Raw genomic sequence first — 21,051 nt, 5'->3', positions numbered from 1 at the left:
CCCTTGCATCCGCGCGACATACCGGTGAAGCCCGGCCGTATCCGCCCCGGCGCCTTCGGCCATAATCGCGGCGTGGTCAAATCGAACTACGCCATCATGCCGCCCGAGGGCGTCATGGACAGCTATCTCCCCAATTGGGAGAAGACGACGATCCGCTTCCAGGCGGCGCCGCAGCTCGGCGCCCGCTTCGCGCAGGCGCTGATCGAGATCGAGCCCGGCGGCGGCACGCGCGCGCCGATCGCCGATGCGCTCGAACGCTTCCTCTTCGTCATGTCCGGCGCCGTCGATCTCGCGATCGAGGGCTTGCCGCCGGCCAGACTCGAGCGCGAAGGCTTCGCCTATGTGCCGCCGGGTGTCCGCTTTTCGCTGGCGAGCGCGGATGGCAAGGCGGCGGCGGTGAACGGGCTCAAACGGCCCTATGAACCGGCCGACGGCTTTGGCGCACCCGAGCCGATCGTCTCGCGCCGCGCCGAGGTGCCGGTGGTCAATCGCAACGGCACCGAGGGGCGCGGCTGGCAGCATCTCCTGCCCTATGGCGATATGCGTTTCGACATGGAGATGAACATCCTCTCCTTCGCGCCGGGCACCTATTTCCCGGATGTCGAGACCCATATCAACGAGCATGGTCTCGTCATGCTCGAAGGGCAGGGCATGTATCTCCTCGGCGAGGACTGGCACGAGGTCTGGGCCGGCGACTTCATCTGGATGGGCCCCTATTGCCCGCAGCTCTTCTATCCCACCGGCTGGGAGCCCTCCGCCTATCTGCTCTACAAGGACGTCAACCGTGATGTCCGGTTCTGAGCAGGGCGAGGCCGCGCGCGCCGAGGCCAGTTTGGCGATGGCGCGGCTCGACCGCCTCGCCGCTTTCACCGACGAGCCGGGCCGCATCACGCGGCTCGCCTTCTCGCCGGCGCTCAAGGCTGCCAATGCGGAACTGCTCGGCTGGATGCGCGCGGCCGGCATGGAGGCGCGGATCGACGCCGCCGGCAATGTGGTCGGGCGCTATGAGGGCGAGCGGCCGGACGCCCGGGCGATCCTGCTCGGCTCCCATCTCGATACGGTCCGCAATGGCGGGCGCTATGACGGCGCGCTCGGCGTGATCGCCGCGCTGGCCGTCGTCGAGCGCCTCGCCGCGCGGGGCACACGGCTCTCGCACGCGGTCGAAATCATCGCCTTCGCGGATGAGGAGGGCACGCGCTACGGCGGGACGATCCTCGGCAGTTGGGCGGTCGCCGGCCGCCTGCCCACCGATTGGCGCAGCCGGGTCGATGCCGAAGGCGTCGGGGCGGAGGCGGCCGTCCGGGCGTTCGGCCTCGATCCGGACACCGTCGGCACCGCCAGCCGCGCCGGGTCGCCACCGGCCGCCTATCTGGAGCTCCATATCGAGCAGGGTCCGCAGCTCGAAGCCGCGGAGACACCGCTCGGCGTCGTCACGGCCATCGCCGGGGCGACGCGGCTGCTGGTCACGATCGACGGTGCCGCCGGCCATGCCGGTACCGTACCCATGGCGCTCCGCCGCGACGCGCTGGTCGCCGCGTCGGAATGCGTGCTCGCCGTCAACCGCCTCGCCAGGACGAGCCGCTGCGTCGGCACGGTCGGGCATCTCCGCGTCGCACCGGACGCGGTCAACGTCATTCCGGGCCGGGTGCAGTTCTCGATCGACGTCCGGTCGGCGGCCGACGCCGACCGCGCCGCGCTGCTCGGCGAGATCCGCGCGGCTTTCGAGACGATCGCGGCGGCGCACCGGGTCGCCCTCGCCTGGACCGTCACCAGCGAAACGGCGGCCGTCGCCTGCGCGCCGCATTTGATCGAAGCGGCCGCCGCGACATTGGCCGAGATGGGCCTGCCGCGACAGCTCCTCGCCAGCGGCGCCGGCCATGACGGCATCGCCATGAGCACGATCACACCGATCGCCATGCTGTTCCTGCGCTGCGCCGGCGGCATCAGCCACGACCCCGCCGAAGCCGTCGACGCTAGGGATGTGGAACACGGCATCGAGGCGCTGGCGCGCCTGACGATCCGCCTGGCCGGCTAGGGAACCCAGACGGCCGGCGGCTTTTCCGGGTCTCCTCCACGCCTCGACCATCCGGCAGTCGGGCGAGCCTCAGCGCATGGCGGCGAGCGCTTGCTCGAAGAAGTCCTTGCCGCCGAAATTGCCGGACTTCAGCGCCATGATCAGACCGCCATGCGCGTCGCCGACCGTCTGCAGGACGGGGACGCCTGGCGCGATCTCGGGACCGATCAGAAAGGCGGGTATGCCGAGGCGGTCGACTGCCGCGCCAGACGTTTCCCCGCCGGCGACAACGAGCCTGCGGACGCCGCGCTCGACCAATGCCGCCGCAATGGCCGAGGTCGCCCGCTCTATGGCATGACCCGACGCCTCCCGGCCATGGCGCGCCTGCAGCGCGGCAACGGCATCGGGCGGTGCACTGGCGGCGATGACCAAGGGACCGTCAGCGACATGCGCGTCGGCAAAGGCGATTGCCTTCGCAATCTCGGTCTCGCCGTCGATCAGCGCCTCCGGGTCGAGCCGCAGCACCGGCATCGACCTCTCCGCACGATCGATCTGTTCGAGCGTGGCCCGCGAACAGCTGCCGGCGATGACGGCTGCATAGCCGCCCACGGGGGCAAGCGCATCGGCCGTCGCGGAGGCTCGGTCGGCCGGTCGGAGCGCCCGCGCAAGGCCGAGCCCCAGCCCCGACGCGCCGGTCGAGACGGAGAACCGCGCCGCGACGGACCCGAGCAACACGAGATCGCGCTCGAAGACGGCGTCGGCGATGGCCGCCGTGTTTCCTTCCGCCGCCAGGGCGGCAAGACGCGCGGCGATGGCCGCCTCGCCATCGGCGATCGTCTCGAGATCGACCAGCCCGACTCCGCCTTTCGACTGGCGCTGCAGCACCCGGACGAGATCGGCGTCATGCATCGGATTCAGCGGATGATCCTTGAGCGGGCTCTCGTCGAGCGGCTGGCCGTTGACGAAGAGGTGACCGCGATAGACCGTGCGGCCGGTTTCGGGGAAGGCCGGGGTGACCAGCGCGATGTCGCTCCCCGCCGCCGCGACCAGCGCTTCGGTCACCGGCCCGATATTGCCGGCATCGGTCGAATCGAATGTCGAGCAGATCTTGTAGAGGACATGGCGCGCGCCGCGCTGCCGGATCCACGCCTCGGCCGCAAGCGCGGCTGCAATGGCCTCGGATGCCACGACCGAGCGGATCTTCAGCGACACGACCACGGCGTCGACATCCGGCAGGGGCAGCGACGCGTCGGGGATCCCGATGGTCTGGACCGTACGCAGGCCGTTTCGCGTCAGGGTGTTGGCGAGATCGGACGCGCCGGTGTAATCGTCCGCGATGCAACCGAGAAGAAGAGCCATGGTTCAGCGTCCTTCGAACGGCTTGAACCAGCCGAGGCCGTCCAGCGTCTTTCCGCGCGGATTATATTCGCAGCCGACGAAGCCCTCGTAGCCGAGGCGGTCGAGTTCACCGAACAGATACGGGAAATTGAGCTCCTCGCCGTCAGGCTCGTTCCGCGAGGGAACGCTCGCGACCTGCACATGGCCGATGATCGGCAGCAATGCCCGCAGCCGCATCGTCACGTCGCCATGAATGATCTGGCAGTGATAGAGGTCGAACTGCAGCTTGAGATTGGGAAGCCCGAGCGCGCCGATCAGCCCGGCGGCATAGGCGAAATCGTTCAGGAAATAGCCGGGCATGTTGCGCTGGTTGATGGGCTCGATGACCAGATCGAGCCCCTGCGCGGCGAAGCGCTCGGCGGCGTGGTGAAGCGCAGCGCGATAGCGCGCGTCGGCCTCGGCATCGGCCCGGTCGGCGATCCCGGCCATGACATGGACACGCTTGACGCCCGTCGCCTCCGCATAGAGCAGCGCGCGGGAGAGGCCGGCGTCGAATTCCTGGAAACGGCCGGCAAGCGCCGCGAGACCTCGCTCGCCGGCGGACCAATTGCCCGGCGGCGCGTTGAACAGCGCCTGCGTCAGACCGTTTCGGGCGAGCTTTCCTGCAATCGCTTCCGGCGCATGCTCATAAGGGAAGAGATACTCCACGGCGCGAAACCCGGCATCCGCCGCAGCATCGAAGCGGTCGAGAAACGACCATTCTGTGAACATCATGGAAAGGTTGGCGGCGAAGACAGGCACGGGATCAGCTCTCCTTCGTGGGCAGCACCGCGCCGGACAACAGGGCGTAGACACGGGCGAGCGAGGCATCGTCCTCCCGTCCCATGCCAAGTCCGGAGGCGGCGAGATACATCTGCAGCGCGGCGGCGCCGAGCGGTGCCGGATAGCGCGTGCCGCGCGCCATGTCCTGGACGATGCCGAGATCCTTCACGAAGATCTCGACGGCGCTGTGCGGGGCATAGTCGCCGGAAAGCACATGCGGAATGCGGTTCTCGAACATCCAGGAATTGCCGGCGGAGGCGGTGATGACCTCGTAGACCTTGTCGAGATCGAGGCCCAGTTTCGCCGCCAGAGCGATGGCCTCGCTGGCGGCGGCGATATGAATGCCGGCCAGGAGCTGGTTGATCATCTTGAAGGATGCGCCGAGGCCAGCGGCATCCCCGAGTTCATGAACCTTGGCCGCCATCGCGTCGAGTGCGGGGCGCGCCCGCATGAAAGCCTCCGGCGATCCGGAAGCCATCACCGTCAACGCCCCTGCCGCGGCCCGCGCCGCGCCGCCGGAAATCGGCGCGTCGAGATAATGGACCGATCTGGCCTCGAGGCGTGCCGCCAGGCCGCGTGCAACGGCGGGGTCCATCGTGGCGGAGGAGACGAACACGGCGCCCGCCTTCATGACATCCGCCAGGCCGCCGGCTCCGAACAGCATCGCCTCGGTCTGTGCGCCACTGACAACCACCGACACGACGATATCCGCGCCCTCAGCAGCGTCGGCCGCGGACGCCGCGCCTCGGCCGCCCTGTTCGACGAAGCGAGCCCTCGCCTCGGCTGATACGTCGAAACCGACGACGTCGAGATCCGCTCGGTGCAGCGCGTTGGCGATGCCCATGCCCATCGAGCCCAGCCCGATGATGGCGACCCGGGATGCAGATCGATGGGCGACGGAGGAAGCCAGTTCGGATACCCCTGATGACAAGATGAGCTCCAGGATCGCGATGGCAGCGCTGCCATTTGTCATAGGTGACGTTGGCAGCGCTGCCAATACCGATTTGGCAGCGCTGCCAATATTGGTTGCATTTTCCGTTCGCGCCGGGGAGATTGAAGCTGAGAGAGGCGCCCGGGGACGGTCATGGAGCAGAGGAGCACGTCGATCACGCTGCTGGACGTCGCGGAGGCGGCCGGCGTCGGCGAGAGCACCGTGTCGCGCGTGCTGCGGGATCACGGCTCTTTCTCGGAAAAGACCCGGGCGCGAGTCATGGCCGCCGTCGAGACGCTCGGCTATGTGCCGAACCGGATCGCCGGAGCTCTGGCCTCGACCGGCTCGCCGCTGGTGGCGATCGTCGTGCCGTCGCTGAGCAATATCGTCTTCGCCGACGTGCTGCGCGGCGTCGCGCAGACGCTGGAGGCGGGCCGGCGGCAGGCGGTCTTCGCCGTCTCCGAATATGAACCGTCGCGCGAGGAAGCGCTCGTCGCGGCGATGCTCGCCTGGCGGCCGGCGGCTGTCATGCTCGCCGGCCTCGAACATGCCGAGGGCACGCGCAGGATGCTTCGGGCGGCCGGCTGCCGGATCGCCGAGCTGCTCGACATCGACGGAACGCCGCAGGACCTGGCGGTGGGCTTCTCGAACCGCACCGCCGGACGGGTCAGCGCCTTGCATATGGTCCAGCGCGGCTATCGACGCATCGGCTATGTCGGTCACGACATCGGCCAGGACACGCGCGCCGGCAAGCGCCTTGCCGGATTTCGTGAGACCCTTGCCGAAGCCGGGCTGGCGCCGGCCAGCGAGGATATCCGGGCCGTTCGCTCCTCGGTCGGAGAAGGCCGCATCGGTCTCGCGGCGCTGATGGCGCGGCAGCCGCAGCTCGACGCCGTGTATTTCTCGAACGACGACATGGCGCTCGGCGGCTATTTCCATTGCCTCGAGGCTGGGATCGCCGTTCCCGGCCAACTCGCGATCATGGGTTTCAACGGCCTCGACATCGCCCGGCACACGCCACAGCCGCTGACGACGATCGAGACACCGCGCGACGAGATCGGCCGGATCGCAGCCCAACTCGTCCTCGACGATGCCCCGCCGCAGACCGTCGATTGCGGCTTCCGCCTCGTCGAGGGCGCGACTGTCTGAAGAGAGGATTGCATGTCCGAAAACAGCCTCAGAGAAGATATCTGCCGTTTCGGCCGCTCGCTGTTCGAGCGCGGCCTGACGCCGGGCTCGTCGGGCAATATTTCGATCCGGCTCGATGATGGCGGCTGGCTGGTGACGCCGACCAATGCGTCGCTCGGCTTTCTCGACCCCGCCCGGATCACGCGTCTCGACGGCAAAGGCAACCTCGTTTCCGGTGACCGGCCGACCAAGGAGATCCCGCTCCATTCGGCGGTCTACGAGACGCGCCCCGGCGCGCGCGCCATCGTCCATCTCCACTCGACGCACGCCGTGGCGCTGACCATGCTGCCGGAGATCGATCCGCGCGCGGCGCTGCCGCCGATGACGCCCTATTACCTGATGCGCGCCGGACAGACCGCGCTCATACCCTATTATCGTCCTGGTGATCCGGCCGTCGCCGATGCCATCAGGGGCCTGTCGGGGCAGTATTCGTCGATCCTGCTCGCCAATCACGGTCCGGTCGTCGCAGGCGACAGCCTCGAGGCGGCCGTGTTCGCGACGGAGGAACTTGAGGAAACGGCGCGGCTCTATTTGCTGCTGCGCAATTTGAACCCGCGCTATCTGACGCCGGATCAGGTCGATGACCTCGTGAAGACCTTCGGGCTGACACTGCCGGCCGGTCACGAGCATCACGACCACGAGGAGCCGTCCGCCTGAGGGGCGAGCGGAATGGCGCGCCGCATCGGGCGAGCCGCGCCATAGGTGCCGGAACATCCGGCCGATCCGCGGCGTGGGCGGCTCAGCCCAGCAACGCAGCGCCGATCCGCCCGATATCGCCGTCGATTTCATCGGATGCGCCGCTCACTCCGATCGCGCCGATGATCACGTCGCCGGACTTCAGCAACACGCCGCCATCCAGAGGTATTCCATTGGGGATGCACAGGAGCGCAAGGCGGCCCTCGCCCTCGACGACATCCTGGAAGGCTTTTGTTTGCCGGCGAAACAGAACCGCCGTACGTGCCTTCAGCGTCGCGATCTCGACACTGCCGACCTGGGCGTCGTCGTCGCGATGGAGCAGCATCAGATGGCCTCCTTCATCGACGATCGCGATGACGAGCCTCACCTGCCGCTCCAGTGCGGCAGCTTCTGCGGCGGCGGCAATGGCCTTCGCCGCCGCAATCGTCAGGCGGGGGCGAAGAAGGAGAAGATCGTTGGCGCTCATAGGACTATCCCCCGGGCAAAGCTGGTCCGCTGTTAGTACCAGTTGACAAGTGCAAGTCAACCACTAGTGTGCTCGCATCGTCGCGCGATCGGGTGACGAGGGGGATGGAGCCGAAAGGGGGTCGCGGGTTTTGATTGCGGCCAAAGGGGCCGCAAGCACGTGCGCAATGGCGCGTGCACGGCTGTGTCCCGTTTCCGCCCTTACGATTTCGCATCGCCATGTCGGAGCAGCAGGCACGTGACCAACACTCTTCCCTCTCCAGAATATGTGCGCAACATGCGCCTCATCGGCCATTCGGATCAGGGCGGTCGCCGCGACGGCATCCAGGTCATGGTCCAGAACGGCTATGCCTATATCGGACATCTGTTCAGCCGGGGCTTCACGGTCCTCGACGTCAGGGATCCGAAGAACATCCGCTTCTGCACCTATGTTCAGGCGCCGCCCAACACATGGAATGTGCATCTGCAGGTTCACGACAACCTGCTCCTGGTCATCCACGGCAAGGATGTCTTCGCCGACGCCGCCTTTGCCGATGAGGCGAGCTACTACAAGGCGTCCGCCGGCGCTGCCCTCGGCACTGCGGCCCCGAAATCCGCCCGCGACTGGGACGCGGGCATGGCCGTATACGACATATCCAAGGGAGACAGCCCGCGCCGCATCGGCTTCATGCCCGTCTCGGGCGGTATTCACCGGATCTGGTACACGGGCGGCCGCTGGGCCTATGTCTCCGCGCTGCTCGACGGTTTCAGCGACTTCATCTTCATGACAGTCGATATGTCCGATCCCGCGAACCCCCGGGAGGCCGGCCGCTACTGGCTGCCGGGCATGAACCTCGCGGCGGGCGAGACGCCAAGCTGGCCGGCCAGCAGCAAGTTCGGCCTCCACCATGCGCTCGTCGACGGCGACATCGCCTATGGCGCATGGCGAGACGCCGGGCTGGTGGTGATGGATGTCGCCGATCGGTCCAAGCCGAAGCTGATCAAGCATCACAATTGGTCGCCTCCTTTTCAGGGCGGAACCCACAATTGTCTGCCTCTGGCTGACCGTGATCTGTTGGTCGTCCTCGACGAGGCCGTGCTCGACGACTACGAGGACGGGCGCAAGAACATTTGGATCTTCGATGTTCGGGTCCCAGCAAACCCGATCTCGATCGCCACGCTGCCCGAGCCGGCCGAGGCCGATTATCGCTATCGCGGCGCGCATTACGGTCCCCACAACATCCATGAGAACAGGCCGGGGACGTTCCAGAGTTCCAGCATCATCTTCTCGACCTGGCAGAACGCAGGCGTGCGGGTCCACGATATTTCCAACGCCTATTCGCCGAAGGAAGTCGGCGCGCTGATCCCGGCCGCGCCGACGGAGCTCATGGATAAGAGACCCGGCAAGAAGAAGATCATCCAGAGCTGCGACATATTCGTCGAGCAGAGCGGCCTGATCTATGTGACCGATTACAACGCCGGCCTCTCCGTGATGGAGTTTGGCGGCTGATCGTCGCCCCACAAACATATCAGAGCACCGGACTGCCAAGGGAATGACGATGAATCTATTCGGATCGTACGACGTCGTAGTTATCGGAGCCGGCTCCTCCGGAATTGTCGCCGCCATCCGGGCGGCGCGCGAGGGCGCCCGGACATTGCTGCTCGAGGGAACGGGCTTTCTTGGCGGCCTGATCACGGGCGGCCGGCTGACCAAGCCGACCGGATTGATCAATGGCGGCGTCTTTCAGGAAATGATCGACCGCTGCGTCGGCTACAAGGGCGCCGATGGGCGTATCCGCGAATCCTACTGGGGAAAGTACACCGGCACCTTCGACGCCGAGGTGATGCAGCGCGTCATCATCGAGATGGTCGAGGAAGCGGACGTTGAAGTGCTGCTGCGGGCGATGGTGACGGGCGTCGTCATGGATGGCGAGAAGCTCGAAGGCCTGACGATCCAGACGAAATCGGGCACAAGCCTCGTGCTCGGCAAGGTCTTCATCGATGCGTCGGGCGACGGCGATGTCGCCGCGCTTGCCGGCGCCGAGTTCATGCTCGGACGAAAGAAGGATGGCCTGACCCAGCCGATCACGTCCTATTTCCGCCTGCTCAACGTCGATGTGCCCGCCCTGGTGGCGGACTGCCGCAAGCACAGCGACGACATGTGGGAACTGGTCCATCCCAAGGAAGCCGGTGATCGCAACGAGGACTATGTGATGGCCGTCCTGCTGACGGGCTTCACGCGGCGGATCGAGGAGGCCCGGAAGGAAGGCTTCAACTGGATCATCCCGAAAGACCACATCACCATGAAGACCGGGCTCATCCCCGGCGAGATCAGCGTCAACGTCACGCGCTTTCAGGGCAACGGTCTCGACGATCGGGATCTCAGCCGTGCCGAGATCGAGATCCGCAAGCAGGCCTATTGTGCCTTCGACTTTCTGCAGCGTTATGTCGACGGCTTCGACAAGGCAATCTTCCTCGAGGTCGCGCCGAAGCTCGGCGTGCGCGAGACCCGGCGCATCCTCGGCCAATATGTGCTGACGGAAGCCGATGTGCGCGGCCAGGCGCGCTTCGCCGATGCGATCGGGCTTTGCAACTCGCCGGTCGACGTGCACGAGCCCGGGGGCAGTCGCGCGATCATGGACAATGTCGGCGAGGGCTACGGGATTCCCTTCCGGTGCATGCTGCCGGCGCATACCGGCAACCTGATCATGGCGGGTCGCTGCATTTCGGTTGATGAAGTCGCCTACGGTTCGACACGCAATGTGCCCGCCTGCACGATGACCGGAGAGGCGGCAGCCTATGCCGCAACGATCGCCGCGCGAGACGGCATCGAGGTCGCCAAGGTGCCGGTTGCCGATATTCAGGCGAAGCTGCGGGCCAAGGGCGCCGTGCTCGGCACGTTAGACGAGGCAACCGAGACCATCCCGGCACAGTAGCGCGCGTCGGGAGCGCGCATGGTGGATCAGCGCCTGGAGCGATCCGCAGACGCGCCGCACAACGAAATCGGGGTCGACGGCACAGCCGTCGACCCCGATTTGCTTGGTAGATGGCCGCCAGTCTCGCCCTCCAGGCCGCGGCGATCGGACCGGAACAGTCCAACTTGCGGGCCGCGCTCGGGGCAGCCGGCTCGCGTCGGCCATCGGCCCGAGGTCGTGCCCATCCGATAGACATCGTCCTCGGCGACCCGACGCGACGAGGCCTGCCGTCAGCTTTCAAGCATCGGCTTCACGTCTGGTCTGTGTCGACGCCATGGCATCACGAACGGCGAAATGCATGGGGATCGGGACGCGTCGCCAGGTTCGAACGGCGCGAGCATGGGTTCCGCATCCCATCGGCCGGGGTGATCCACTCATGGCTCGTGCTGCAGGAGCGGGACTCGTCGCGATGCTCGACCATCCCGGAGCGCCTGCCGGAAGCGAAGGATCGCCCCCGACGGACCCGTCATGCTGACCGGGCGAACCCGGGTTGTCAGCTCGGAGTCTTCTTTCGGAAGAAGCGGCCTCTCGTCCCGAGCGCGGTCGCCAGAATGACGATGACGCCACGAACCATCATCTGCTGGCTGACCGTCAGTCCGCCAAGGATCAGGCCATTGTTGATGATGCCGATCAGCAACGAGCCGACCACGGCCCCAAACACATTGGCAGTCCCCCCAAAGAGGCTGGTTCCACCGAGGATGACTGCGGCAATCACTGTCAGCTCATCGCCTTCGCCGAACGTGAAGCGACCCGCCTGCATTCGTCCGGAATAGAGAATGCCGGCGAACGCCGCCGTGAAGCCGGACATGGTCATCGCAATGATCTTGATGTTCCTGACATTCACGCCGCTGTATCGCGCGGCGACCTCGTTGCCGCCCACGGCCAGCGCCTTCTTGCCGAAGGTCGTGTAGTTCATGACGAACAGGCCGATCGCCAGTGCGACGAGGGTCCACACGAAGAGAATCGGAATGCCGAACACGGTCCCGAGACCAAAGATCGTGTTGTAGTCGTCGACCCTGATGGGGATCGCGGTCGTGGCGGTGATCCACATCGCGAGCCCCTTGATGATGCCCATCATGCCCAGCGTCACGAGGAATGCGGGAACGCCCAAGGCAGTGATGAGAATGCCGTTCAACGCGCCGGTGACCATCCCGAAGCCGAGGCCGACAAACACGGAAAGCGCTATGTTTTCCGTCGATTGCAGCATCAGCGCGACAATCAGGGACGCCAGCGCCGCGATCGAGCCGATCGACAGATCGATCTGGCCGGTCGAGATAACGAACGTCATCGTCACCGCCATGATCGATATCATCGCGGTTTGTCGCGTTATATTCAGGATATTGGTTATCGAATAGAATCTGTCTCCGAGCGTGATTGCGAAGAATATGATCGCGATGAAGAACGCGATATAGACGATATTTTTCGCCAGATCGAAGCGAGTGAGAAGATTATGCATGAGACAGACTCATTTCTGTATAGCGAATTGGATTTCTTCTTCGGTACTGATCGCCTCGCGCATCAGCTCACGGGTTATCCGCCCTTCGTTGAGGACAAGGATCCGATCCGACACCGCCAGCAATTCGGCGATCTCGGACGATACGAGGATCACGCTCTTGCCGGTCGCGGTGAAACTCCGGATGAAATCGATGATCTCGCCCTTCGAGCCGACATCGACGCCGGCGGTCGGCTCATCCAGCAGCAGGATGTCCGGCGCGGTGTTCAGCCACTTGGCGATCACCACCTTCTGCTGATTGCCGCCTGAAAGAAGCGAGACGAGACGGCTCGCCGAACCGGCCTTGATGGCGAGATCGCGGATGTTTGCGGTGACCATCCCGGAGATCCGCGGTTTGTCCAGGACGCCGAGCCTGCTCAATCTCGACAGGACGGGGAGGGCAGCGTTGTCCCGAACACTGTGGATCAGGATCAGCCCGCTTCTCCTGCGATCCTCGGGCACGAGCGCGATCTTGTTCGCCAGAGCGTCGGAGATCCCCGAAATGCTGGTGTCCTTTCCGCGGACGCGGATGGACCCCGCCGAAATCCGTCGAAGCCCGAACAGCGCCTCCAGAAGTTCGGTGCGCCCGCTGCCCATCAGTCCGGCAATGCCCAGCACCTCACCCTTCTTCAGGTCGAAGGAGACGTCGCGCACCATGTCGTCCTGGGACAAGCCACGGACCTCCAGGATCGGCTCGTCGATAACCGGCTTGGCGCGATCCTTCCATTCGAACGCCTTCTCGACGGCCTTGCCGATCATTCCGTCGATGACCCGCCCGAGATCGAGATCTGCCGTCTTCTCGGTGAGGACCCATCGCCCGTCCTTGAGAACGGTGATGCGATCGGCGATCTCGAAAATCTCCTTCATCCGGTGCGAGATGTAGATGATCGAGACGCCCTTGGCCTTGAGCAGCTCGATGATATTGAAAAGCAGGGTCGTTTCGGCAGCGGTGAGCGACGCCGTCGGCTCGTCCATGATCAGGATCGAGGCCTGAACGGAGAGCGACTTGGCGATCTCCACCAGCTGGCAATATCCCACGCTGAGCGTGCTGACCTTCTGATTGGGGTCGAGATCGATCCCCAACTCCTCGAGCAATTCCCGCGTTCGCCGGACCATCGCCTTCTTGTCGAGGAGGAAACGCCAGTTCACTTCCTCATGGTTGAGGAAGACGTTCTCCATGACCGTCAGGGTCGGAATGAGGCTCAGTTCCTGGAAGACCATCCGCACGCCGTTCGCCATGGCGTCGTTGGGGGTCTGGATGTTCGCGACCTGCCCGTTGATCCTTATGGTTCCGGAATCGCGCTGATAGACCCCGTTGAGGATCTTCATGAGCGTCGACTTGCCGGCCCCATTGCCGCCGACCAGCGCATGCACCTCGCCCTTGCGGAGATCGAAGTGCATGTCGTGGAGCGCTTTGACGCCGCCAAAGGACTTGGAGACGCCTTCGAGCTGAAGAACGGGCTGCGTCGCGGCTGGCTGGCCCATGCGTCAGTCTCCTGGTCAATGGACATTCGATTTCGTCATGATGCTGGGAACGGCACCGCGTCGCATGAGCACGGATCACGCCATCCATCGCCGCCGGCGCCGATCAGGCCTGAGTGCAGCGCCGGGAGTGATCTCCCGGCGATGGTACACGCTTGCCTCAGGCATGGCTTCTCGGCTGTCAGGCGGGGTGAACTGCCCCGCCTGACAGCCGATTGCCGGCGTGGTCTATTGCTTCTTCGCCACCAGGTCGGCCAGCTCCTTCGGAGCATCCTTGTGGTAAGCCTCTTTCCAAGCCTCGAGCAGGTTGCCGCGGACAACCGGCAGCGCCGGGACCGCGATGAAGGCCGGTGCGGGCTTGCCGATCAGTCCGTATGCCGTCGCCATGGCGATCGCCACGCCCTGGTCATAAGGCCGCTGCGCACCCAGTCCCTTGATCATGCCGTCTTCGGCGATGATGCGGGCCACATTGGCACCGAGATCGATCGTGGTGATGACCAGATCGTTCCGTCCCGCCGACTTGGCGGACGCCATCACGCCCTCCGCGGGAACGTCCCAGACGGCGAAGACGCCGGCAAGGTTCGGATGATTGGCGAGCATGCCGTCCGCAACCTCGCTGACCCGATTCTGGTCCGTGAAGCCGGCTTCGGCGACGATCTTGATGTCCGGGTAGGCGTTCTGGATCCGGTACTTGAAGCCGTCGGAGCGCTGGGTCGTCACGAAGAAATTGGCGTCGAAGAAGACGACACCGACCTCGCCCTTGCCGCCGATCGCTTCCGCCATGATGTCGGCGGCGGCCATGCCGTTGCCGAAATTATCGGCCGCGACGGCGCTGACATAGTCGACGCCCGGCTTGAAATTGGCGGCGATGTTCTCGATGAACACGATCTTCGCCCCGGCCTTGGCCGCGGCCCGGTAGCTGGCCTCCGTGGATACCGGATCGATGGGCGTGCTGAGGATCGCGTCGGGATGGAGCGCCATCAGGCTCTCGATGTTCGCGACCTGCGTCTCGACCTTCATCTGCGCGTCGGTCACGCCGACGACCTCGACGCCGAGCTTCTCGAACGTGTCCTTCAGCGCCGCGAGCTCGGTGTTGTTCATCTCGTTGGAGAGCATGTGGAAGGCCATGGCCACCTTGAAGTGCCCATCCTTCAGCTTCTTCAATTCCTCGTCGGTCAGCGACAGCTTCGTCGCCGAGACGGCAGCTTCGCCGTTGGGACCGGTGCTCTTGATCTCGTCCGTCGAGAATGCTGGAACCGAAAGCTCCGCAGCCGAGGCCACGGGCGACAACGCCACGGTGCCGAACAGCGCCAGTGCCAATACTGCCATACGCGTTTTCAACTCAGTCTCCTCCCTGATGTAATGACATGCTGTCGATCGGCGATCCTCCAACCGCCGGCCGCTCGTAGCCGCAGCTACGCAGCGGAACCCAACCCATCGAGATGCGGGCTGTATTCGCCGTTCGGAAGCGCGCTTCCCTCCGCTTTTCGCTCCGATCGCGCGCGCTTCGATCCGCAATCTGGCGTTCAAGTCAAACTGAAGTGTCGACATCAACTTGTCAACTGGTACCGCCAGCAGGCCAGTCTATTTTTACGCCCGACCGAGGACCGAAATCTCATCGAACCCGAGGCCGCGATCCGCGGCCGAAGAGCGACCGGAAGCGCATGGGGCATTCTCCGCACCGGAACCGGCGTCACGGTGCGTATCGTCAGCACCCCTTGTGCCGGCAAGTCCTCCGCCCTGGTGCCGTTGGGTCATGCAGGCGGCTCAGTTGGAAGCCGGGATCGCGAGTTCGTCCTCGAGGTGAACGCGGATGATCTCGTCGAAGTCAGCCTCCGCCTTGAAGCCCAGTTGCTCCGCGCGCTCCGCGCGAAAGCAGCGCGGCCAGCCCGCAATGATGTCGGCGACCGCGGGATCGTATTGGCGCCGTATCAGCTTCGTCGCATCCTCGCCGGCTATGCGGCGCAGCGCATCGATCTGGTCCCCGACGGTGGCGCATAGTCCCGGCATCGTCACGGCCCGGCGGGCGCCCAGCAGCCGTGTATCGAGGTTCGCGGCGTGAATCATGAAGGCTATCGCAGCCCGAGGACTCGCGAACCAGTGTCTGACATCGTCCGAAACCGGCAATATGGCGGGCTCGCCGATCAGCGGCTCCCTCAATATGCTGGAGAAGAAGCCGGACGCCGCTCGATTGGGCTTGCCGGGCCGGATCGATATCGTCGGCAACCGGATTCCGATGCCGTCGAAGAAGCCGCGGCGTGAATAATCTGCCAGCAACGTCTCGCAGATCGACTTCTGGGCGCCATAGGACGTCAAGGGCGCCACGACATAGTCGTCATCGATATACTCGGGCAGAGGCTCGCCATAAACGACGATCGACGACGTGAACACCAGCTTCGGCGCATAGGGTTCCGTCTCGCCGGCCTTGCGGATCGCTTCGAACAGCGCGCGCGTACCGTCGAGATTGACGCGATAGCCCTTCTCGAAATTCGCCTCGGCCTCGCCCGAAACGATTGCTGCCAGATGGAAGATCACATCGGGCCGTCTCGCCACGAGCGCTTCGGCTTTGCCTGGCTCGGAAATATCGGCGTCGAGGGTCTCGACCTCGCCGGAAAAGGCGACGGCGTCCGGTTCGATCACATCCGCCAGAACGAGACCGCTGATCGGGCGCCCGTTCAGCGAACCTGCCTTTACGAGAGCGGTGGCAAGCTTGCGCCCAAGCATTCCCGCAGCGCCAATGATGAGGACACGCATGGCTCGACCTTGTTCCTGGCTCAACTGCCGTTTGCGGGGGATTTGACGTGCGGTTCGCCGGCACTCAGCGCGACTGTCGTGTCGTAAATTCTGACAATGTGCTGGTGGAATGCACGGGCGACGCCGTCCGGGTCTCGATTGCTGAGCGCCGATACGATGGCCTCGTGATCGAGAAGACTCTGCGCAATCGCGCCCGGCTTGCCCATCGCCGCTCTTCGGTGATCGAGCATGTATGTGTAGAGGTCGACGACGAAATCAGCGAGCAGTCGGTTGCTCGAGGCATAGTAGATCGTCAGATGAAATTCCCTGTCGCATATCAGGAAGCGAACCGGATCATCCTTCGAGGCACGCTGCACCTCGAGCGAGTCCTTCAGACGTCCGATATCGGCTTCGCTCATTCGCAAAGCGGCGTCACGGACCGTTGCCCCCTCCACCAGAAGGCGGGCGCCATGCACGGCTTCGAGGTCATATCCGTTGATGGCCGAAGGGTTGGCGATGCCGATCCGACGTGCCGCGATGTTCACGTCGACCTTGGCCACACGGGTGCGGGCACCCTGCGAAACCTGGACGATGCCCTCGCCGGCCAGTCTCTGGATCGCCCCCCTGACAGTCTCGCGACTGACCGACAACATGCTCGCAAGCTCGCGCTCGCTCGGAATTTCGTCGCCCATCTGCAGGATGCCCGACGCGATGAGCGCGACGAGCTTGTCACGTATCAACTCCTTGGCTGTTTGCTTGTGGATGGACTCGCGCAGAGGGGAGAGAGGGACCGTCAATTGAGCACCGACAACTGGACCACTAACCAATCCAGTTAAGGCACTTTTCCCATTTTGTCACGCGGTGAATCCTCCCGAACGGAGAATTCCTGTAGCGGCCGCCCGACACAATCGACCTCAAGGGAAGCGCGTGCGGCGTCGGCTCGCGACCCCGGGGGCGAACCCCGCTGCCCGGATCGCGCGCGCGAGTCTCGCAACCCAATGCCCCAAGGTTCGCGCGGCAATACATCGAGGCGAAACCAACCGCGTTGTGTTTCCGCGCCGATACCGGCCGAGGACCGCGGGCCGGCAGGAGAACGGGGCGCACCTCAGGGCACGCCCGCCTATCTCCCGCTGCGCGCATCAGCCACTACGATCTCGCCCAAGCGCTCTTCGAGACCCGGCGACCGAGCGGTGACCGGCGGTCAAGCGAGCAGTTGGAATCACATGCGAGGTCCGCGGAAACAGCACAGCCCAAAAACGCAAAAAGCCGCGGAGATCCGCGGCTTTTTCGCATTCCGGTGGGTGCCGGAAAATTGGAGCGGGCGAAGGGATTCGAACCCTCGACCCTAACCTTGGCAAGCGACAAATGACAACGTCAATCTAAGATTGTACGCTTCGCTTCGATTTGAGAGGGTGACCTGGAGTACGATCGACTTCAAATGCAGGACGATCCGACGGAGCTGGAGGCCGTCGAACCTGGACGAAATCCGGCGGAATTTCGAGCGGTGACCCGACGGTGACCGACGTCGCAACTGCAATCACCGGGATCGGCCGGGCGGGATGGGATCGCGCAGATAGACAACGAGGCCCCTCCTCCTCAGATTGGCCGCGGCGGACCGCCTCAGCGGATCTCTTCGAGATCTCCCGGCTTCCAGCTGTAGTCGATCGCCGCCTCTGTCGGCCCATAAAGTCGCAGGATAGCGAAGAAGCCACGTTCCGGCGCGGTCGGCAGCCAGTTCGCTTCCTTGCCCTCCGGCGCCTTGGGGCCGAAGTAGAGGTCGGTCGAGCCATCGGCATTCTGCACGGGCTTGTCGCGCGAGCCGAGCGAGGGGAATCGCCGCTGCTCCGTCGCGAGGCCGGAGCCGTTCGTCGCCTCATAGAGCGTCACCGACCAGAACATTTCCGCGGGAATATCGGCCGGTAGGGTGAGTTTGTAAGAAGCGTCGCCGACGGGCGGAGTTCCCGCGGCATCGTTGAAGCTGATCGCATAGGCCGCGCCGCGTCCCGGGATCTGCGAGACCATGCCCGGGCTGATCGAATAGTAGTTTGTGAAGAACCAGACGCGCGGCTCGAAGGCATAGTAGCCGCCCGCCTTGTTGCGGAAGTCGAGCTCGAGCGACTTCTTCGCTCCTGGCTCGGAGACATTGTTCACCGGATTGACCCACTGCCGGTCCTTCCAGACGCGGTAATCGACGCCATCAAGGCCCGGCAGGAAGCCGACCGTGCGGCTCATGTCGTAAGCGGTCTTCGCCGCGGCCTTCAGCAAAGCGCGCCTCTCGGCGTTCGGCTCGAAGGGCTTGCCGGCGACGAGACCGACGCTCGCGAGAATACCCAGCCCGTCCGGCCCGGCGAGATTCCGGCCCTCCTTATCGACGAGCCATTTGAGCTGCTCGAACGCTTCGACGTCGGTGCGGGGCAGCATGTTCGCCGGCACGCCCGAAGCGTCCGGAAACTGCATCGCCTTCCGCTCCGCCTCCGCCAGCTCGAGCGGATAGATCCTGGTCTTTTCCAGATGCTCGACAGCCGGCGTCAGGTTGTTGGGGTCGTCGTAGAAGCCACGCAGGAACACGAAGAGGTTGTTGGTGCCCGAGCGATAGACGTAGTAGCCATCCGGCACCGTGCCGTCATATCCCGGAGGCAGGACGAGGAACTTGCCGCCCTTGCCTTGATCAGGCCCGGGTAGACCGACATCGCCGAAATACGTGCCGCCATCGACAGGGATCGGCCGCTGCCAGAAATCGAGCAGGATGCCCTGCAATCCGGGCGGGGCCTCCAGCACGATCGGACCGGTCTCGCCCATGTCGATATAGCTCATGGCGTAGAGCACATCGGAGTTCGGCGTCGTCACAAGCGTCTTCGGGTCGAGACGCTGTTTCCAGATCGGCAGCACGTTGTAGCCGGTGCCGAACACCTTGTCCGAGCCGAACTTCATGCCGAGCGTGTTGATGAGCGGCATCGCCCAGAGATAGGCCTGCGTGGCCTGCTGAAAATCGAAGTTCTGCTTCAGTGTCCTGGCCGTCTCCGGCGTCGGCCTGTTGAAGTCGAAGGGGAGTTTGGCGAGTTCGTCGAATCGTGCCTGCTGCGCCGTGGCGGGGCTGATGGCGCCAAGAGCCATGGCGACCGTCGCGACCGATGAAAGAAGGATGTTGCGGATCATGTGAGCGACCTCTTGCCAGGATGGCATCGCGGGTGCTGGAGGGCAGGAGACGGAACGACCGGATGAGCAGTGTCGCGCGATGACCTCGCGACAGCAGCATGCCGGTCGCCAGTCTTTTGGTCGGCTTACTGGATGAGCTCGATCTTCGGCGGCTGCCAGGAGCCGTCCAGGATCGCCTCCTTGCCCCAATAGGCCCGGATATAAAGCGAGAACGTACCTTCCGGGGCCGGGAGCCAGTTGCTCTCCTTCTCGGAGCCCGGAGATTTCGCACCGGCATAGAGAGAGAGTGAACCGTCGTCGTTGAGCTTGAGCGTCGTGTTTTTCGTCCCGAGCGAATAGCGTTTCAGATTGTTCGGGTGGAAGAAGTGGTGCTCGTTATAGAGCGTCAGCGACCAGAAGCCGTTGACGGGCGGGGTCTCACCGGCCGCGAAGGTGATCTTGTAGTTCTTCGACCCCTCGAGCTGCGTGCCCGACGAATCGAGATCCGTATAGAAATACTGAGTTTCGTTCGGCCGGTTGTCGAACATGTTCGATTTCGCGGTGCCCGTCCGGTCGTAGTAGTCCACCCCCCACTGGGCATTGTTGACGGACCGGTGCCAGCCGCTACCGGCAGGCTTGCCATTGTGCTTCCACTGGAAGAACGGCGCGATCACTTCCTTTTCGGTAGCGACCGCCTCCTCGGCGATCAGTTTCTTGACGTCAGGGTTCTTCGCTGCAAGGCCGATCAACCAGCGGAATTGGGCGTACATGGCCTCCTCGCCGGGAAGCGGCGGTACCATGTCGAGCATTGCCGGAAACTGGTCGAAGAATTTCTCGGGAACGATCCAGCCGGTCTCCTGATCACCTTGCTTTTCCGGGTTCGGAATATCCTCGAGCTTGTTCCATTCGATGGTCTTCATCTTGCCGTCGAACTGCGACAGCGGATAGGCAACCACTTGATTGATGACCGACTGGATCGCCGCGCGGTCCTCGTCGGTATCGTTCTGGAAGATGCGTGGGACGGCGTTGGCGAGCGATGTCGAAGAGCGCACGACACCGGTGATCCCCTCGGGCACCTCACCGTTCCAGTTCGGGCCGACCATCAGGTAGAAGCCCGGCTTGGTAGCGTACGGCTTGCCCAACTCGCCAAATTGATCGGTCCGCTGATCATAGAGCGCATAGACCCAGAACCGGTCGCCGAAGTCGGGAACCTGAATAACCGACGGCTCCTTGTCGAGGTCGAAGAAGCCGAGGCCGTAGACAACGTCCTGATTCGGGCAGACGACGAAGCGCTCATCGGGCGCAATATAGTCGTGCAGCATCCCGATCTGGCCCTGCGGAGCGACGGGTATGATACCGCCCAGCAGGCCCGGTTGCGGGGCCAGGGTGATCTTGGCGCGCCTGTTCATCTGGTTGACCATTGGCCAGCCCCATACATAGGCGGAGCGCGCAAGCGCCTTGATATACTCAGGCTGTGGCGTGACGTCCGCCGATGGCGCTGACAGCTCGGAGAACACCACAGGCGTCGTCGCCTGTTGCGCATAAGCCATCGAGCCCGTGCCGACCGCGGTCGTGAGCATGGCGGCAGTGAGAAGCTGGCGGGTGCGTGTCATTGGATCTCCTCGGCAGTTTCTTGTGAAGCGGGATCAGGGATGTGTGATCTGCGACGAATGCGGAAACCGACGCCCATCCTCGCCGTCTCCCGGCGCCGTGAAGTCTCGCATTCTCGCGCCATCCCAACCGCCTTCACAAGAAGCGAGGACGGTCTTGGCCCGCGGCGCCTAACATGCGCCAGCGGCAC

Annotated in this window: 17 protein-coding genes; 6 read left to right on the top strand and 11 right to left on the bottom strand. The window is 64.4% G+C overall.

The genetic code is table 11. The features are described 5' to 3' along the window. The first annotated feature begins 3 nt into the window (after window positions 1-3). Both allE and GGR25_RS22070 read left to right on the top strand, forming a co-directional pair. A complete protein-coding gene (allE, locus tag GGR25_RS22075; RefSeq protein WP_183401052.1) occupies window positions 4-801 on the top strand; it encodes a (S)-ureidoglycine aminohydrolase in 798 nt (265 codons plus the stop codon). Then, entirely contained in the window at window positions 788-2,035 is a 1,248-nt protein-coding gene (locus GGR25_RS22070; protein ID WP_183401051.1) for an allantoate amidohydrolase, read from the top strand. Before allE ends, GGR25_RS22070 begins: the two co-directional genes overlap by 14 nt. Window positions 2,036-2,104: 69 nt before the next feature. Here GGR25_RS22070 and otnK read toward each other — a convergent pair whose 3' ends face one another. Genes otnK through ltnD form a run of 3 tightly spaced genes read right to left on the bottom strand, consistent with a single transcriptional unit; the run spans window position 2,105 to window position 5,024 of the window. Further along, the gene (gene otnK, locus GGR25_RS22065) at window positions 2,105-3,373 is read right to left on the bottom strand and encodes a 3-oxo-tetronate kinase (RefSeq protein ID WP_183401050.1); all 1,269 of its coding nucleotides are present in this window, start codon (window positions 3,371-3,373) and stop codon (window positions 2,105-2,107) included. Between the two features lie 3 nt (window positions 3,374-3,376). After that, window positions 3,377-4,153, bottom strand: a complete 777-nt coding sequence (gene otnI, locus GGR25_RS22060) for a 2-oxo-tetronate isomerase (RefSeq protein ID WP_183401049.1) — start codon at window positions 4,151-4,153, stop codon at window positions 3,377-3,379. A gap of 4 nt (window positions 4,154-4,157) precedes the next feature. After that, complete coding sequence (gene ltnD, locus GGR25_RS22055; RefSeq protein ID WP_246410233.1) at window positions 4,158-5,024, bottom strand: L-threonate dehydrogenase; 867 nt, start codon at window positions 5,022-5,024, stop codon at window positions 4,158-4,160. A 234-nt stretch (window positions 5,025-5,258) separates the two neighbouring features. Here ltnD and GGR25_RS22050 point away from each other — a divergent pair, with 234 nt between their 5' ends. Both GGR25_RS22050 and otnC read left to right on the top strand, forming a co-directional pair. Then, window positions 5,259-6,254 carry a LacI family DNA-binding transcriptional regulator gene (locus GGR25_RS22050; RefSeq protein WP_183401048.1) on the top strand — a complete coding sequence of 332 codons (996 nt, stop codon included), beginning with the start codon at window positions 5,259-5,261 and terminating at the stop codon, window positions 6,252-6,254. A 12-nt stretch (window positions 6,255-6,266) separates the two neighbouring features. Next, window positions 6,267-6,950 carry a 3-oxo-tetronate 4-phosphate decarboxylase gene (gene otnC, locus GGR25_RS22045; protein WP_183401047.1) on the top strand — a complete coding sequence of 228 codons (684 nt, stop codon included), beginning with the start codon at window positions 6,267-6,269 and terminating at the stop codon, window positions 6,948-6,950. An 82-nt stretch (window positions 6,951-7,032) separates the two neighbouring features. On the opposite strand, the gene GGR25_RS22040 is transcribed toward otnC, so the two are convergent. Beyond that, on the bottom strand, window positions 7,033-7,455 hold the full coding sequence (locus tag GGR25_RS22040) for a GlcG/HbpS family heme-binding protein (protein ID WP_183401046.1): 423 nt from the start codon (window positions 7,453-7,455) through the stop codon (window positions 7,033-7,035). Between the two features lie 276 nt (window positions 7,456-7,731). Between GGR25_RS22040 and GGR25_RS22035 the strand changes: the two genes are divergently transcribed. Then, the gene (locus GGR25_RS22035; protein WP_183401310.1) at window positions 7,732-8,943 is read left to right on the top strand and encodes an LVIVD repeat-containing protein; all 1,212 of its coding nucleotides are present in this window, start codon (window positions 7,732-7,734) and stop codon (window positions 8,941-8,943) included. A gap of 49 nt (window positions 8,944-8,992) precedes the next feature. Further along, window positions 8,993-10,369, top strand: coding sequence for an FAD-dependent oxidoreductase (locus tag GGR25_RS22030; RefSeq protein WP_246410183.1), 1,377 nt, complete (start codon window positions 8,993-8,995; stop codon window positions 10,367-10,369). Window positions 10,370-10,901: 532 nt separating this feature from the next. Here the strand turns inward: GGR25_RS22030 and GGR25_RS22025 are convergent. The 7 genes from GGR25_RS22025 to GGR25_RS21995 form a co-directional block, all read right to left on the bottom strand. Then, entirely contained in the window at window positions 10,902-11,864 is a 963-nt protein-coding gene (locus GGR25_RS22025; RefSeq protein WP_183401044.1) for an ABC transporter permease, read from the bottom strand. Window positions 11,865-11,873: 9 nt separating this feature from the next. Beyond that, entirely contained in the window at window positions 11,874-13,385 is a 1,512-nt protein-coding gene (locus GGR25_RS22020) for a sugar ABC transporter ATP-binding protein (protein ID WP_183401043.1), read from the bottom strand. A 225-nt stretch (window positions 13,386-13,610) separates the two neighbouring features. Continuing rightward, window positions 13,611-14,723, bottom strand: a complete 1,113-nt coding sequence (locus tag GGR25_RS22015; protein WP_210300061.1) for a substrate-binding domain-containing protein — start codon at window positions 14,721-14,723, stop codon at window positions 13,611-13,613. A 426-nt stretch (window positions 14,724-15,149) separates the two neighbouring features. Beyond that, window positions 15,150-16,136 carry a D-erythronate dehydrogenase gene (gene denD, locus GGR25_RS22010; protein WP_183401041.1) on the bottom strand — a complete coding sequence of 329 codons (987 nt, stop codon included), beginning with the start codon at window positions 16,134-16,136 and terminating at the stop codon, window positions 15,150-15,152. A gap of 20 nt (window positions 16,137-16,156) precedes the next feature. Further along, window positions 16,157-16,912 (bottom strand): FadR/GntR family transcriptional regulator, encoded by a 756-nt coding sequence (locus GGR25_RS22005; protein WP_246410179.1) that lies wholly within the window; start codon window positions 16,910-16,912, stop codon window positions 16,157-16,159. 823 nt (window positions 16,913-17,735) lie between these two features. Beyond that, window positions 17,736-19,271 carry a DUF1254 domain-containing protein gene (locus tag GGR25_RS22000; protein WP_183401040.1) on the bottom strand — a complete coding sequence of 512 codons (1,536 nt, stop codon included), beginning with the start codon at window positions 19,269-19,271 and terminating at the stop codon, window positions 17,736-17,738. Between the two features lie 125 nt (window positions 19,272-19,396). After that, the gene (locus GGR25_RS21995) at window positions 19,397-20,863 is read right to left on the bottom strand and encodes a DUF1254 domain-containing protein (RefSeq protein ID WP_183401039.1); all 1,467 of its coding nucleotides are present in this window, start codon (window positions 20,861-20,863) and stop codon (window positions 19,397-19,399) included. Window positions 20,864-21,051 lie beyond the last annotated feature (188 nt).

The organism is Kaistia hirudinis, from assembly GCF_014196455.1.
Lineage (GTDB): Bacteria > Pseudomonadota > Alphaproteobacteria > Rhizobiales > Kaistiaceae > Kaistia > Kaistia hirudinis.
The sequence above is the reverse complement of the archived record's forward strand: the minus strand, read 5'-3'. Positions and strand labels throughout refer to the sequence as shown.